We start from the raw sequence: 14178 nt of genomic DNA, 5'->3' as shown, positions 1-14178 counted from the left end.
ACTTCAACGAGTCATCAACGCTTCAGCTGAAACCCCCCGGTGAAAAGCTGAGGAAGAACCCCTGGAGCCTGGCATGCCAAAGGAAAGCGAGCTCTACCCCTCCGAGTCCCCGACGGCCCTATTCGGCTTTGAGCTGCGCAAACTCCGGAAGGAGCGACGCTGGTCCCAGCTGCGGCTGGCACGAGCGGTGCCTTACTCGGTCGGCACGATAAGCATGATCGAAACAGCCAAGCGCTCACCGTCGGAAGCGTTCGCCCGCCACTGCGACGAAGCACTCGAGGCGGGCGGCGCCTTGATGCGCCTCTGGCCGATGGTCAACCGCTCGTCCGCTCCCCTCTGGTTCCGCCCTTGGCTAGACGTCGAAGCCACCGCAGAGGCACTCAGCACGTGGGAGCCGTTGATGATTCCTGGCCTGCTCCAGACGGAGGACTACGCCAGGGCGATACTGAGCGGCGACGTGGGAGTCACCACAGAGCAGGTCGAAGAACAAGTGGTGGCCCGAATGGAACGCCAGTCGATTCTCAGACGCCCCAAGCCTCCTCTTCTCTGGTTCGTGCTCGACGAAGCCGTTCTCCACCGTCCGGTCGGCACCGTCGCCGTGATGGCGGCGCAGCTCGATCACCTACTGGAGGCCGCCAAGTCCTCAAGCGTCACGATCCAGGTCCTGCCCTACAAAGCCTTTTCCACCACCGGACTCGCGGGCGGGTTCGTCATCGCGCAGGCGGACGGCGTCGCCGATACGGCGTACGTGGAGTCGGCGGGAATTCTCGGCCGCGTGACGGAGCGAGCGGAAGACATCAGAACCCTAAGATTCAGATATGACGGGATTCGCTCTGAGGCACTCCCTCAACGCGAATCCTTGGAGCTGATCAAGGAGGCCGTACGGCGATGGAAAAGCTGACCTGTGATCGGGAAACGGCCGAGTGGCGCAAGTCCAGTTGGTCGGGTCCCGATGGCGGCAACTGCGTTGAAGTGGCGGAGCTGGGCGGTGGGCGACGCGGGGTTCGTGACAGTAAGCAGGTCGCGCAGCCTGTTCTGGTTTTTCCGGCGGCTGAGTGGCGGGCGTTCGTCGGCGGGCTCAAAGTGCGGCGGATCGGCTGTTAGAGCAGTGCTCTTTGTTGGGGTCGGTGCTCTGGTATGGTCGGGAAGATGAACGCCAGTCGTACTGCGCGGGAGCGGGTTCGGGCCGAGCTCATCGGCGAGATCAAGGACGTGGCGCGGCGGCAGCTCGCCGTCGACGGGGCCACGGGGTTGTCGCTGCGGGCCGTCGCGCGCGAGCTGGGCATGGTGTCCTCGGCGATCTACCGCTACTTCCCGAGCCGCGACGAGCTGCTCACCGCGCTGATCATCGAGGCGTTCAACGCCGTGGGCGAGGCCGCCGAGGCTGCCGACGCGGCCTGTCCACGAGACCGGTACCTCGATCGGTGGATGGCGATCTGCCGGGCGATCCGGGCGTGGGCGCTGGCGAATCCGCACGAGTACGCGCTGATCCACGGCTCGCCCGTGCCGGGCTACGTCGCCCCGCAGGACACGGTCGCGCCCGCCGCCCGTGACGCGTTCGTGATGGCGGCCATCTTGCGGGACGCCGAGGGGGCCGGGAAGCTCACCCCGCGCACCGCCGGCCTCCCGCCCGTCCCGCCCTCCTTCGCGCAGGACGCGGAGCGGCTGCGCGAGACGCTGTTCGCCCCGCTTTCGCATGATGTGATCCTTCAGGCGCTGATGGCGTGGACGTCCGTCTACGGGACGATCAGCTTTGAGCTGTTCGGCATGTACAAGAACGTCATCGAAGACCGGGCCGCGACCTTCGACTACAACGCGCTGGCGCAGGCTCACCTGCTCGGCCTCACCCCCGCCCCTCGGTAGGCGGCGCGCCTTCCGGCGGTGGTCGCGCGGCTCCGATATGGCGATATGGCCACATGCCGCCGCTCCGTTGCCGTCACCCCATACGATGCGCTCACGGGGAGAAATGCGGGCAACCGGCTCGCGTGACGCGTTTCCGGGTTCGCGGACGGCCCTCGCGGGGCGGGCCTGGCGCGGGCCCCACGGGATGCGTTACCGCGGAACGGAGGAGGGCTATGAGCGACGCCGCGGCCGAGAACGCGGACAGGGCCCCGGACGCGGAGAATGCCCTCGACGCGCACACCGCCCCGGACGCGAAGAACGCCCGAGACACGGACACCACCCCGGACGCGAAGAACGTCCAGGACGCGGACAAGGACCCGGACGCGGACAAGGACGCGGACAAGGACCGGGACATGGACGTGGCACGCGACGCCCCGCGTGCGGAGGTGCCGCGGACGGCGGTGCCGGGTGGGGCGGTCGTGTGGCATCACATGGGGCGGGGGTGGATGGCGCTCGGGATGTGGAGTGAGCGGCGAGTGGGCCTCGGGGAGGATGCCGAGCCGTTGCTGGTGCACCACGGGCCGACGCGGGAGGGCGTCGTCGGGGTCTTCGACGGCGCGGGCGGCGCGGGGGCGTCGATCGTGGCCGTCTCACGGACGGGCGTTCCGCGTACCGGCGCCTGGGTCGGGTCGCGGACGGCGCGGCGGTGCGTCGAGGGGTGGTTCCTGGAGCGCCTTGAGGACCGCAAGCCGTTCGAGGTCGAGTCGCTGCGCAGCAGCCTGGCCGCCGAGCTCGCGCGCGCGCGTCCGCGCGTGCCCAGCAGGATCCTCGGGTCGATGCGCCGGATGCTGCCCTCCACCATGGCCGCCGTCCGCTACCGGGTCGAGGACGGGCGGGTGGAGTGCGAGGCGCTGTGGGCGGGCGACTCGCGGGCGTACGCGCTGACGCCCGGCGGAGGACTTCAGGCGCTCACCCGGGACCACACCGTGGAGACCGACGCGCTGGAACAGCTCGTGCAGGACCCGCCGCTGACGAACATGCTGTGCGCGGACCGGGACTTCACCGTCGAGTCCCACGCCGTCTCGCTGGACGGGCCCTGCGTGCTCGTCTGCGCCACTGACGGCTGCTTCGGGTACGTCGACACGCCGTCCGACTTCGAGCGTCACCTGCTCGGCACGCTCATGGAGTCCGAGGACGAAGGCGACTGGGCCGCGCGGCTTGCCGCGCGCGTGTCGGGGTACACGGGCGACGACGCGTCGCTGTGCCTGGCCGCCTTCGGGTTCTCCGGCCTCGGCGAGCTGCGGGAACGCTTCGGCGACCGTCTGCGCGAGCTGGAGGGACGGTACGCCGCCGGGGCGGAGGACGACGACCCCGCCGCGCGCCGACGGTGGCGCGAGCGGGCCTGGCGGGACTACCGGGAGGGTTACGAACTGCTCATGCCGTCGCTGGAGGAGGGACGATGAAGCTCGGCGCGGTGATCAGGGGCTACCACATCGTGTCCGAGCCGACCAACGACGGCGGCGGTAAGTGCGTGTGGGCCTTCGCGGTGCGAGGGGGGCGTCACTACTTCATCAAGCGCTTCCTGGAGCCGAAGCGCCCCAAGGAGGGGTCGACCGCGTCGGCGGCGAGCAAGGCGGCGCGGCTGCGCGAGTGCGCCGAGTTCGAGCGGCGGCAGCGGGACATCATGAGCCGCCTTGCGCACGACGTGACCGGGGCGGGCAACCTCGTCCTGGCGGTGGACTTCTTCCACGAGGGCACGACGTACTACAAGGTGACCGAGCGCATCACCCCCTCCCCTCTGAACGCGCCGCACGCGCTTCCCCCGCGTGACAAGTCGGTGCTGCTGAAGACGCTCGGCCTGAGCGTCGGCCTGCTGCACGGCATCGGGGTCGTCCACGGCGACCTGAAGCCGTCGAACGTGCTGATCCAGCAGAAGGGCCCACACGCGTTCCATACGGCCAAGCTCATCGACTTCGACGACTCGTATGTTTCCGGCCATCCCCCGGGACCCGAGATGATCACTGGCGACTCGGTGTACGGGGCGCCCGAATGGCGGCGGTACGTCCAGGGCGACCCGGACGCGCGGCCCGGGCACCTGACCACGTCGGTGGACGTGTTCGCCCTCGGACTGATGGCGCACCGCTACCTGACCGGCACGATCCCCGGCTTCGACGACCGGTACGACTCGCCCGCCGACGCGGTGATGGCGGGCGAGCGCCTGCGCGTGGACGAACGGCTCGCGCCGCGCGTGCGGGGGCTGCTGGAGGCGATGACGTCCCTCGATCCCGCCGCCCGGCCGCCGATCGCCGCGTTCCTGGCTACGCTGGGCGATCCGGAGGCGTGCGTCCTGCACGCGCGTCCCCCCGAGGGGCGTACGGACGCCGTGCCTCCCCCGGCGCCGCGGCCGGGGTCGCGCGTGCGCATCAACCTCGGCGACGGCCGTCGCTGACCCCTGGCCCGTCCCCGTGGCGGGCCCGCGACCACATCGGAAGGGACGAACCGGCAATGACAACCGGCCAGCAGCACACCGGGAACCTGCGGTACGCGGTCGACATCGTGCTGTGCATCGACGTGACCGAGAGCATGAGCCCGGTGCTGGACACCGTGAAAGAGAGCGCCCTGTCGTTCCACGAACGCCTCGAAGCGGTCATGACGCGGGCGGGCAAGGCGATCAGCCAGCTCAGGCTGAAGGTCATCGGGTTCCGCGACTTCGCCGACCGGGCCGAGGACGCCATCGAGGAGAGCGACTTCTTCCTGTTCCCCGGCCAGGCGGGCGAGTTCGAGCGGTTCATGCGCCGCCTGGAGGCGACCGGCGGCGGCGACTTCCCCGAGTCGGGGCTGGAGGCGCTGGCGCTGGCCATCAACGCGCCCTGGGAGAAGGGCCTGGACCGGCGGCGTCACGTCATCGTGCTGTTCACCGACGCCCCCGCGCACCCGATCGGCATGCCCGAGGCGATGGCCGCGCACACCTACCCCATGCACCTGCCGCGCACCATGGACGAGTTGTTCGAGGAGTGGGGGTACGCGAGCAGCGCGACGGCCGTCATGGAGCACTCCGCCAAGCGCCTCGTGCTGTTCGCCCCGGACGTCGAACCGTGGACCAGCATCACTGACGAGTGGAGCCTGACCATGCAGTTCCCCTCCAAGGCGGGCGAAGGGCTCCAGGACGTCGAAATGGATGAAATTATCAACACAATCGTCCACAGCCTCTGAGAGCCGCTCCCCGCGCCCGTCACGGACGACGTAGCGTGAGGGACGGCCAGGCGAAGCGCGTCCCGAGCCGCGCCGGAGCGGGCGGTCAGGACGGTCACGCCGGGGGGGCGGACGCGCCGAACCGGCTCGGGACATATCGGGTAGGGGGTGCCATGGCGGGTGCTACATGGCAGTGCGCGGCCTGCGACACCTTCAACGACGCGCAACGGGCGCGGTGCATGGTGTGCGACGAGGGCCGCGTGCTCCCGAACCCCGCCACCGGCCTTCCGGACCCCGCTCCCGGCCTCCCCGGCCCGGTCCCCGGCAACGGCCAGGCACCGCACCCCGGACCTCCGACAAGGCCCGTCCCGCCCATGCCGGGGCCTGGACCACTGGGGGGCGGGGCGATGCCGGGCGGTCCCGCGTCGCGCACAGGCCCGCCACCGCACAGGGGCGTGCGCCCGGGCGAGCCGGCCGCCCGGCTGAGAGACGTCGGCGTCCCGCCTCCGGGTACGCCTCCGCGCGCGGGCGGTGCGTTCCCGTATCCGGGTGGGCCGCCGCCCGGTGCCACGGGTGCCTTCCGCCCTCCGGCCACCGGGGCGGTCGGCATGGGGTACCCGCCGTCGGCCACCTGGCCGTCCTATCTCACGCCCGACGGCATGCCGCCCCACGGCGGCCCGGCGCACGGCACCGTCGCGCCGATGCCCGGCCCGTACGGGCCCCCGTCCGGCCACGCGGCGCCGTACCGCCCGCCGGGCATGCCGGCGCACCCGCCCCGGCCGTACGGCAGGAGCGCCTCCGGCGCCGGATCGACCTTCGCCGGCTGCCTGATCGCGCTCCTGGTCTGCACGGCCGGCGGCATCGTGCTCATGTTCGTCCTCGCCCTGGTCGCCATGCGCTGACGTGGTCACCGGCGGTCCGACGACCGCCGGTGGCCAGAAGCCGGGTCAGGCGCGGGAGGCGCGGTTCACGGCGGAGAGGATGGCCTTCAGGGACGCGGTGACGGTGTTGCCGTCCACGCCGATGCCCCACAGGACGCGGTCGCCCACCTGGCACTCGACGTACGCGGCGGCGCGGGCGTCGGTGCCGGCGCTCATGGCGTGCTCGGTGTAGTCCAGGACGCGGACCTCGACGCCGACGCTGCCGAGGGCGTCCACGAAGGCCGAGATGGGGCCGTTGCCGACGCCCTCGACCTCGCGGATCTCGCCGTCGACGCGGATGTCGGCGCTGATCGCGTCCTTCTCGTCGACCTGCGAGACGTTGCGGTGGGCGAGGAGCGCGAAGCGGCCCCACGGCTTGACCGGGTTGGGGAGGAACTCGTCGTTGAAGACCTCCCACATCTCGGCGGGGGTGACCTCGCCGCCCTGGGCGTCGGTGCGGGCCTGGATGACGCCGGAGAACTCGATCTGCAGCCGTCGCGGCAGGTCGAAGCCGTACTCGGCCTTCATGATGTAGGCGACGCCGCCCTTGCCGGACTGGCTGTTGACGCGGATGACGGCCTCGTAGGTGCGCCCGACGTCCTTGGGGTCGATGGGCAGGTACGGCACGGCCCACGGGTAGGCGTCGACGGGGACGCCCGCCGCCACGGCGTCGCGCTCCAGGGCCTCCAGGCCCTTCTTGATGGCGTCCTGGTGGGAGCCGGAGAAGGCGGTGTAGACCAGCTCGCCGCCGTAGGGGTGGCGGGGGTGCACGGGGAGCTGGTTGCAGTACTCGACGACGCGGCGGATCTCGTCGATGTCGCCGAAGTCGACCTGCGGGTCGATGCCCTGGGAGAAGAGGTTCATGCCCAGCGTGACCAGGCAGACGTTGCCGGTGCGCTCGCCGTTGCCGAACAGGCAGCCCTCGATGCGGTCGGCGCCGGCCTGGTAGCCGAGCTCGGCGGCGGCGACGGCGGTGCCGCGGTCGTTGTGGGGGTGCAGGGACAGGACGATCGACTCGCGGCGGGCCAGGTTGCGGCTCATCCACTCGATCTGGTCGGCGTAGACGTTGGGGGTGGCCATCTCGACCGTGGCCGGCAGGTTGATGATGACCTTGCGGTCCGGGGTGGGCTGCCACACGTCGGTGACGGCGTCACAGACCTCGACGGCGTACTGCAGCTCGGTGCCGGTGAACGACTCCGGGGAGTACTGGAAGTAGATCTCGGTGCCGGTCATCTGGCCGGCGAGCTTCTTGCACAGCTTGGCGCCCTCGACCGCGATCGCGGTGATGCCGTCCTTGTCCTGCCCGAAGACGACGCGGCGCTGCAGGGTCGAGGTCGAGTTGTACAGGTGCACGATGGCCTGCCTGGCGCCGCGCAGCGACTCGAAGGTGCGCTCGATCAGCTCCGGGCGGGCCTGGGTCAGCACCTGGATGACGACGTCGTCGGGGACGCGGCCCTCGTCGATGATCTGCCGGACGAAGTCGAAGTCGGTCTGGGAGGCGGCGGGGAAGCCGACCTCGATCTCCTTGAAGCCCATGCGGACCAGCAGCTCGAACATCTGGAGCTTGCGGTGGGAGTCCATCGGGTCGATCAGCGCCTGGTTGCCGTCGCGCAGATCGACCGCGCACCACTGCGGGGCGCGGTCGATGACCTTGCCGGGCCAGGTGCGGTCGTCCAGGCGTACGGGGGCGAAGGGTTGGTAGCGCTGGAAGGGCATGGGGCTGGGCTGTTGCCGGGGATACATGGCGTGCTCCTGATCGGTGTCGGGACCGGGGGCGGCGCGCGTCAAGGCGATGAACCTGACATGTGATCACCCGCGGATCGCTGAAGATCACGGGGATTGGGGTCGCCACCCGGAGTTCGTCCTCGGACGGCCGACGCGCATGACTCGCACCGCGGCGAGGGAGCCGGCCTCTTACAGGCCCTCGCCGCGGCGGCTAAGAAGCAGCCCGCGCAGCATAGACCAGACCGTACCAGACGCCAGGATCCCGCCGTGACCGGGCCGCCCGAACCTGGGGTGGCGCCCCCAGCCACCCCTACGCCCGCCCGGCGGCCCCCGGCGAGATCACGAACTCCGGATCACCGTCCGTGAACGCCGCAGGTGGAAGAGGGGGAACGCGGCCCTCGCCCCATCCTGCCACCCTCCACGCCGTAAGCTCCCAATGAACATCGAGGAGGTAGGACATGCAGGACGGCGAGATCCTCGCGAAGATCAAGGACCTCATCGCGGAGGAGCACGACCTGCGCGACCGGGCGGCCGGCACGGGCGAGGTCGGCGCACAGGACGAGAGGGCGCGCATCAAGGAGCTGGAAGACGCGCTCGACCAGTGCTGGGACCTTCTGCGGCAGCGCAAGGCCCGCCGGGAGTTCGGCGAGGATCCGGACTTCGCCAGCCCGCGTCCGGTCAACGAGGTCGAGGACTACCAGCAGTAGTGCCGCGCCGCGGCGGCCCTCACACGGCGGCTCTCAAGCGGCGGCGGCTCTCACACGGCGGCGACGGCCAGGTTTTCGGAAAGAAAGCCTGGCCGTCCCCTTTTGTGTCTTTGCCGGGCGTTTCGTCGTTTCGTCCGGTCGGCCCGCTGTAATCGAAGGTACGACGAGCAGCGGCTCGGCGAGCGGACGACGGCGGGGGGTGCGGCGTGCGGACGACCCACGCGGCCCGGCCGGGCACCGGCCCCACTGAAACGGGTACCGGCCCCACTGAAACCGGTGAAAACGGCGCGACATCCCGCGCTGTACCGTGGCGGGCGGGCCGTACGGCCGGCGCCACCCGATGGCCGGCCGGCCGTACGGTTGGGGACGGCCCGTGATCTACACCCAGGAGCCCCCGGCCCCGACGACCAAGCTGGCCAAGAAGGGCCGGCTCCTCCTCAGGTGGGCGAGCACGACCGACCACAAGGTGGTCGGCAACCTCTACCTGGTCACCTCGTTCGGCTTCTTCCTGATCGCCGGCATCATGGCGATGATGATCCGCGCCGAGTTGCTGGAGCCCGGCCTGCAGTTCGTGTCGCAGAAGAAGTACAACGAGTTGTTCACCAACCATGGCGCGCTGATGCTGCTGCTGTTCGCCACCCCGCTGTTCGCCGGGTTCGCCAATGCCATCATGCCGTTGCAGATCGGCGCGCCGGACGTCGCGTTCCCTCGGCTCAACATGTTGAGCTACTGGCTGTTCCTGGCCGGCGGGCTGATGGTGGTGTCCGGGTTCGTCACGGCCGGCGGGGCGGCGGACTTCGGGTGGACCGCCTACGCCCCGCTGTCGAGCGGCACCTACACGCCAGGGCTCGGGCCGGACCTGTGGATCATGGGTCTGGTGCTGTCGGGGCTCGGGACGATCCTCGGCTCGGTGAACTTCATCACGACGATCATCTGCATGCGCGCCCCCGGCTTGACGATGTTCCGGATGCCGATCTTCACGTGGAACGTCCTGTTCACCAGCGTGCTCGTGCTGATGGCGTTCCCGGTGCTGGCCGCCGCGCTGCTGGTACTGGAGATCGACAGGAAGCTCGGCGCGCAGGTCTTCGAGGCCCGGAACGGCGGCGCGCTGCTGTGGCAGCACCTGTTCTGGTTCTTCGGGCACCCCGAGGTGTACATCATCGCGCTGCCGTTCTTCGGCATCATCACCGAGGTGCTCCCGGTCTTCAGCCGCAAGCCGCTGTTCGGCTACATCGGGCTGGTCGGCGCGACCATCGCGATCACGGGCCTGTCGATGACGGTGTGGGCGCACCACATGTTCGTGACCGGTCACGTGCTGCTGCCGTTCTTCTCGTTCATGTCGTTCCTCATCGCCGTTCCCACAGGGGTGAAGTTCTTCAACTGGGTCGGCACGATGTGGCGGGGGCATCTCGTCTTCCCCTCCCCGATGCTCTTCGCCGTAGGGTTCCTCGTCACGTTCCTGCTGGGCGGGCTCACCGGAGTGATCCTGGCCTCGCCCCCACTGGACTTCCAGGTCAGCGACACGTACTTCGTCGTCGCGCACTTCCACTACGTGGTCTTCGGCACCGTGGTGTTCGCGATGTTCGCCGGTTTCTACTTCTGGTGGCCGAAGCTCACCGGGAAGATGCTGGACGACAGGCTCGGCAAGTGGCACTTCTGGACGCTCTTCGTCGGCTTCCACGCCACGTTCCTGGTGCAGCACTGGCTGGGTACACAGGGCATGCCCCGACGGTACGCCGACTACGGGCCGACGGACGGCTTCACGACCGGCAACATGATCTCCTCGGCGGGGGCGTTCCTGCTCGGCGCCTCGACGCTGCCGTTCCTGTTCAACATATGGAAGACGTGGCGATACGCCCCCAAGGTGGAGGTGGACGACCCGTGGGGCTTCGGCAACTCGCTGGAGTGGGCCACGTCCTGCCCGCCGCCGCGGCACAACTTCACCTACATCCCGCCGATCCGCTCCGAGCGCCCGGCGTTCGACTACCACTACTCGCTGCTGCCGATCACCGGAGTGGAGACGGTGCGCCGCCGGGAATGAGCCCGGTCAGACGGCCAGCAGGCGGTGCACCTCCTCGCCGCGAAGCTCCTCGGCGCCGCCCGCGCGCACGACGTGCCCGGCGTCCAGGATGAAGAACCGGTCGGCCAGGCGCAGCGCGAGGTCGAGGTACTGCTCGACGAGCAGCACCGCGAGCCCGGAGGCGTGCAGCCGCTCGATGGCCTCCTCGATCTCCTGGACGATGGACGGCTGGATGCCCTCGGTCGGCTCGTCCAGAATGAGCAGCTTGGGCCGGGTGACCAGGGCTCGGGCCATGGCGAGCTGCTGCTGCTGGCCGCCGGACAGGAAGCCCGCGCGCCTTTTCAGCAGCGGTTTCAGCCGGGGGAAGACCTCCAGTGCCTCGTCCAGCGCGCCGGGATCCTTGTGCGGGGACGCCTCCAGCGTGACGAGCAGGTTGCCCATCACGCTGAGCTGCGGGAACGTCTCGTGTCCCTGGGGGACGTACCCCAGGCCGAGCCGCACCCGCTCGTGCGGGCGCAGCCGCGTCACGTCCCTTCCCTCGAACGTGACCGTGCCCGCCGTGGCCGGCAGCACGCCCATGACGGTGTTGAGCAGCGTGGTCTTTCCCACGCCGTTGCGTCCCATGACGCAGACGAGCCGACCCGGCTCGACGTCGAACGACACGCCGAACAGCACGCGCGCCCTGCCGTAGCCGGCTTCCAGACTTCTGACCGACAGCATCACATTCCCTCTCCGACGGACGTGCCGACGACCGGGCCGGCGTCCGGGGCCTCCGCCGGGCCACCGGCCGGACCGGGGCCGGCGCCGGCGTCCGTCCCGGGTTCCGCGCGGCGGCCAAGGTAGACCTCCTGGACGCGCGGATCCGCTCTCACCTGCTCCACCGAGCCCTCCACGAGGACCTTGCCCTCGTGCAGGACCGTCACCTGGGACGCGTAGCGCCGCAGGAAGTCCATGTCGTGCTCGATCACGATCACCGTGTGGTCCTTGGCGATCTCGGTGAGCAGCTCGCCGGTGCGGACCCGTTCCTCCCCCGACATGCCGGCCACCGGCTCGTCCAGGAGCAGCAGCCGGGGACGCTGGGCGATGAGCATGCCGATCTCCAGCCACTGCCGCTGGCCGTGGGAGAGCACCCCGGCGGGACGGCCGGCCAGCTCGGTGAGCCCGGTGGTGCGCATCGCCGCGTCGACGGCCTCCGACACCCCGCGCCGCCGCCGGGCCAGGGCCCACAGCGGCCTGCGGAACGACGCGGCCAGGTCGAGGTTCTCGGTGACGGTGAGCTGCTCGAACACGACCGACGTCTGGAACGTGCGCCCGACGCCCATGCGGACGATCTCGTGCTCCCTACGCCCGACCAGGTCCCACCCCTCGAACCGCACCGAGCCCGCGGCCGGGCGGGTGAGGCCGGTGATGACGTCGATCAGCGTGGTCTTGCCCGCGCCGTTCGGGCCGATGAGGAAGCGCAGCTCCCCCTGCTCGACGGTGAGGTCGACGCCGTCGATGGCGCGGAACCCGTCGAACTCGACCCGCAGGCCCCGCACCTCCAGCAGTGCTCCGTTCACGCGCGCCTCCTCGACGGCAGCAGGTCGCGGGCGCGGGCGGCCAGGCCAAGCAGGCCCTTGGGCGCGAGCGTCATGACGAGGATGAACAGCGCCCCTTGCAGGTACAGCCAGCCGTCGGCGAACTGCTCGCTGAAGGACGTCTTGGCGTACCCCATGACCACGGCGCCGAGGACGGCCCCGGCCAGCGAGAACCGGCCGCCGACCGCGACGGCGACCACCAGCTCCAGCGAGGGGACCACGCCCAGCAGCGCCGGGGAGATGATGCCGACGACGGGCACGAACAGCGCCCCCGCGAGGCCGGCCATGCCCGCCGACACGGCGAAGGTGACGGTCTTGACGGTCGCGGGGTCGTAGCCGAGGAACCGCACGCGGTCCTCGCCGTCCCTGATCGCGACGAGCAGGCGGCCGAACCGGCTGCGCACGAGCTGCCGGGCCACCAGGTAGAGCAGCCCGAGCACGGCCGCCACGACGAGGTACAGCCCGCGCTGGGTCTCGTCGGCGGCCAGGTCCTGTCCGAACAGGTCGAAGAAGTTGGTCAGGCCGTTGGTGCCGCCGGTGAGCCCCTGCTGTCCCACCAGCAGGATCACGGTGGCGGCGGCCAGCGCCTGGGTGAGGATCGCGAAGTAGGCGCCGCGCACGCGCTGCCGGAAGACCAGCGTGCCGAGCAGCAGGGCGAGCAGGACCGGCCCCGCCACGGCGAAGGCGATGGCGAAGACGGGGTTCCCGAACGGCACCCACAGCGGCGGCAGCTTCTCGACGCCGCTCCACACCATGAAGTCGGGCAGGTGTCCCCCGGCGTCGTGCAGCTTGAGGTACATGCCCATCGCGTAGCCGCCGAGCCCGAAGAACACGCCCTGGCCGAGGGTGAGCATGCCGCCCTGGCCCCACGCCAGGCCGATGCCGAGCGCCACGATGGCGTAGCAGAGGTACTTGGCCAGCAGCCCCAGGCGGAAGGGCTCCAGCGCGAGCGGCGCCACCACCAGGGCGAGGACGGCGATCGCGGTGAAGGCGGCCGGGCCGAGCAGGCGGGCGTGCCAGGGCCTGCCGGGGCCCGGCGGCGCCAGGCCGACCGTGTCGCGCTCGCCCCGCACGGTGGCCGTCATGTCAGCGCCCTCGACCTGAGGACGAACAGGCCCTGCGGCCTGACCTGGAGGAACGCGATGATCGCCACGAAGACGATGACCTTGGCCAGGCTGGCGTTCGTCCAGAACTCGGCGTAGGAGTTGAGCAGCCCGAGCGCGACGGCGGCGATGACCGCGCCGCGCAGCTGCCCGAGGCCGCCGGCGACGACCACGAGGAAGGCGTCGACGATGTAGTAGGTGCCGAGCGCCGGTCCGACCGGGCCGATCAGGGTGAGCGCCACCCCGGCGATGCCGGCGAGGCCGGAGCCGATGAAGAAGGTGCGCTGGTCCACCCGTCCGGTGTTGATGCCCATGACGGCGGCGAGCTGCCGGTTCTGCATGACGGCCCGCATGCGGCGGCCCTGCGAGGTGCGGGACATGTACGCCCAGACGGCCACGACGCTGCCGATCGCGAGGGCCATGATGAACAGCCGGTTGTAGGGCAGGATGCCGATGCCGCCCTGGAGCCAGGACGGGGCCTGCACCTGGACGTTCGGCGCGCCGAACAGGTCTCGGGCCGCCTGCTGGAGCACCAGGCTGACGCCCCAGGTGAGCAGCAGCGTGTCGAGCGGGCGGCCGTAGAAGTGCCGGATCGCGGCCCGCTCCAGGACCAGCCCCATCAGTCCCGCCACGCCGAACGCGACGGGCAGCGCGACGATCACCGCCTGGCGGCCCGCCCAGTCCTGGAGCAGGTAGGCGGTGTAGGCGCCGGCCATGATGAACTCGCCGTGCGCCATGTTGATCACGCCCATCTGGCCGAACGTGAAGGTCAGGCCGAGCGCGATGAGCAGTAGCACCGCCCCGATCGAGAGCCCGATGGGCAGCTGGTTGACTATGGCCTCCATCCGGTCCTCACCCCGTCTCGTGTTCCTCGGTATCTCGGCATCTCGGCCTCTCGCATCCGCGCGATCTGTGCTGGTTCGGGGGGCGGTCGCCGGTGCCGGGGGCGCCGCCGGTCGTGACGTACGGCGGGTGGTCGGGGTCCGGAACGCGGGCCGCGCCGCGTCGCGCGCGCCGCGGTGATCCCCGCGGTCGGGTCGCGGCCCGCGTTCCAGGACCCTTGGCGTGGCCGGGCGGAGACTCCCCCTCGAC

General features: G+C 70.6%; 14 protein-coding genes. 9 read left to right on the top strand and 5 right to left on the bottom strand.

Annotated features, from left to right (window positions below; translation table 11 throughout):
* Nucleotides 1–73 precede the first annotated feature (73 nt).
* The 7 genes from DQ384_RS04070 to DQ384_RS04040 all read left to right on the top strand — a co-directional run bounded on the left by DQ384_RS04070 (nt 74) and on the right by DQ384_RS04040 (nt 5936).
* Nucleotides 74–901, top strand: coding sequence for a helix-turn-helix domain-containing protein (locus tag DQ384_RS04070; RefSeq protein WP_114027305.1), 828 nt, complete (start codon nt 74–76; stop codon nt 899–901).
* Nucleotides 889–1104, top strand: a complete 216-nt coding sequence (locus DQ384_RS04065) for a DUF397 domain-containing protein (protein WP_114027304.1) — start codon at nt 889–891, stop codon at nt 1102–1104. The genes DQ384_RS04070 and DQ384_RS04065 overlap by 13 nt, the downstream gene beginning before the upstream one ends.
* A gap of 45 nt (nt 1105–1149) precedes the next feature.
* Nucleotides 1150–1863 carry a TetR/AcrR family transcriptional regulator gene (locus DQ384_RS04060; RefSeq protein WP_114027503.1) on the top strand — a complete coding sequence of 238 codons (714 nt, stop codon included), beginning with the start codon at nt 1150–1152 and terminating at the stop codon, nt 1861–1863.
* A gap of 212 nt (nt 1864–2075) precedes the next feature.
* On the top strand, nt 2076–3305 hold the full coding sequence (locus DQ384_RS04055) for a protein phosphatase 2C domain-containing protein (protein WP_220182763.1): 1230 nt from the start codon (nt 2076–2078) through the stop codon (nt 3303–3305).
* Nucleotides 3302–4291: a protein kinase domain-containing protein gene (locus DQ384_RS04050; RefSeq protein WP_114027303.1), complete on the top strand. Its 990-nt coding sequence runs from the start codon at nt 3302–3304 to the stop codon at nt 4289–4291. The genes DQ384_RS04055 and DQ384_RS04050 overlap by 4 nt, the downstream gene beginning before the upstream one ends.
* 56 nt (nt 4292–4347) lie before the next feature.
* The gene (locus tag DQ384_RS04045; protein ID WP_114027302.1) at nt 4348–5055 is read left to right on the top strand and encodes a vWA domain-containing protein; all 708 of its coding nucleotides are present in this window, start codon (nt 4348–4350) and stop codon (nt 5053–5055) included.
* 587 nt (nt 5056–5642) lie between these two features.
* On the top strand, nt 5643–5936 hold the full coding sequence (locus DQ384_RS04040; RefSeq protein WP_114027301.1) for a hypothetical protein: 294 nt from the start codon (nt 5643–5645) through the stop codon (nt 5934–5936).
* Nucleotides 5937–5981: 45 nt separating this feature from the next.
* On the opposite strand, the gene leuA is transcribed toward DQ384_RS04040, so the two are convergent.
* Nucleotides 5982–7697 carry a 2-isopropylmalate synthase gene (gene leuA / locus DQ384_RS04035; RefSeq protein ID WP_114027501.1) on the bottom strand — a complete coding sequence of 572 codons (1716 nt, stop codon included), beginning with the start codon at nt 7695–7697 and terminating at the stop codon, nt 5982–5984.
* Between the two features lie 440 nt (nt 7698–8137).
* Here leuA and DQ384_RS04030 point away from each other — a divergent pair, with 440 nt between their 5' ends.
* Nucleotides 8138–8386 carry a DUF2630 family protein gene (locus DQ384_RS04030; protein ID WP_114027300.1) on the top strand — a complete coding sequence of 83 codons (249 nt, stop codon included), beginning with the start codon at nt 8138–8140 and terminating at the stop codon, nt 8384–8386.
* A gap of 412 nt (nt 8387–8798) precedes the next feature.
* The gene (gene ctaD / locus DQ384_RS04025) at nt 8799–10427 is read left to right on the top strand and encodes an aa3-type cytochrome oxidase subunit I (RefSeq protein WP_425451414.1); all 1629 of its coding nucleotides are present in this window, start codon (nt 8799–8801) and stop codon (nt 10425–10427) included.
* Nucleotides 10428–10433: 6 nt separating this feature from the next.
* Here the strand turns inward: ctaD and urtE are convergent, their stop codons facing one another.
* Genes urtE through urtB form a run of 4 tightly spaced genes read right to left on the bottom strand, consistent with a single transcriptional unit; the run spans nt 10434 to nt 13931 of the window.
* Nucleotides 10434–11126 (bottom strand): urea ABC transporter ATP-binding subunit UrtE, encoded by a 693-nt coding sequence (gene urtE, locus DQ384_RS04020; protein ID WP_114027499.1) that lies wholly within the window; start codon nt 11124–11126, stop codon nt 10434–10436.
* Nucleotides 11126–11965, bottom strand: coding sequence for an urea ABC transporter ATP-binding protein UrtD (urtD, locus tag DQ384_RS04015; protein ID WP_114027299.1), 840 nt, complete (start codon nt 11963–11965; stop codon nt 11126–11128). The genes urtE and urtD overlap by 1 nt, the downstream gene beginning before the upstream one ends.
* On the bottom strand, nt 11962–13068 hold the full coding sequence (gene urtC, locus DQ384_RS04010; RefSeq protein WP_114027298.1) for an urea ABC transporter permease subunit UrtC: 1107 nt from the start codon (nt 13066–13068) through the stop codon (nt 11962–11964). The genes urtD and urtC overlap by 4 nt, the downstream gene beginning before the upstream one ends.
* Nucleotides 13065–13931, bottom strand: a complete 867-nt coding sequence (gene urtB / locus DQ384_RS04005) for an urea ABC transporter permease subunit UrtB (RefSeq protein ID WP_114027297.1) — start codon at nt 13929–13931, stop codon at nt 13065–13067. The genes urtC and urtB overlap by 4 nt, the downstream gene beginning before the upstream one ends.
* Between the last annotated feature and the right edge of the window lie 247 nt (nt 13932–14178).

This window comes from Sphaerisporangium album (assembly GCF_003323745.1).
Taxonomy (GTDB): domain Bacteria; phylum Actinomycetota; class Actinomycetes; order Streptosporangiales; family Streptosporangiaceae; genus Sphaerisporangium; species Sphaerisporangium album.
This window is presented reverse-complemented; position numbering and strand designations above follow the sequence as displayed.

What these genes read in the sequence shown, in the direction of transcription:
- DQ384_RS04070 (WP_114027305.1), top strand. Translation starts at nt 74, where the DNA reads ATGCCAAAGGAAAGCGAGCTCTACCCCTCCGAGTCCCCGACGGCCCTA.
- DQ384_RS04065 (WP_114027304.1), top strand. Translation starts at nt 889, where the DNA reads ATGGAAAAGCTGACCTGTGATCGGGAAACGGCCGAGTGGCGCAAGTCC.
- DQ384_RS04060 (WP_114027503.1), top strand. Translation starts at nt 1,150, where the DNA reads ATGAACGCCAGTCGTACTGCGCGGGAGCGGGTTCGGGCCGAGCTCATC.
- DQ384_RS04055 (WP_220182763.1), top strand. Translation starts at nt 2,076, where the DNA reads ATGAGCGACGCCGCGGCCGAGAACGCGGACAGGGCCCCGGACGCGGAG.
- DQ384_RS04050 (WP_114027303.1), top strand. Translation starts at nt 3,302, where the DNA reads ATGAAGCTCGGCGCGGTGATCAGGGGCTACCACATCGTGTCCGAGCCG.
- DQ384_RS04045 (WP_114027302.1), top strand. Translation starts at nt 4,348, where the DNA reads ATGACAACCGGCCAGCAGCACACCGGGAACCTGCGGTACGCGGTCGAC.
- DQ384_RS04040 (WP_114027301.1), top strand. Translation starts at nt 5,643, where the DNA reads ATGGGGTACCCGCCGTCGGCCACCTGGCCGTCCTATCTCACGCCCGAC.
- leuA (WP_114027501.1), bottom strand. Translation starts at nt 7,697, where the DNA reads ATGTATCCCCGGCAACAGCCCAGCCCCATGCCCTTCCAGCGCTACCAA.
- DQ384_RS04030 (WP_114027300.1), top strand. Translation starts at nt 8,138, where the DNA reads ATGCAGGACGGCGAGATCCTCGCGAAGATCAAGGACCTCATCGCGGAG.
- urtE (WP_114027499.1), bottom strand. Translation starts at nt 11,126, where the DNA reads ATGCTGTCGGTCAGAAGTCTGGAAGCCGGCTACGGCAGGGCGCGCGTG.
- urtC (WP_114027298.1), bottom strand. Translation starts at nt 13,068, where the DNA reads ATGACGGCCACCGTGCGGGGCGAGCGCGACACGGTCGGCCTGGCGCCG.
- urtB (WP_114027297.1), bottom strand. Translation starts at nt 13,931, where the DNA reads ATGGAGGCCATAGTCAACCAGCTGCCCATCGGGCTCTCGATCGGGGCG.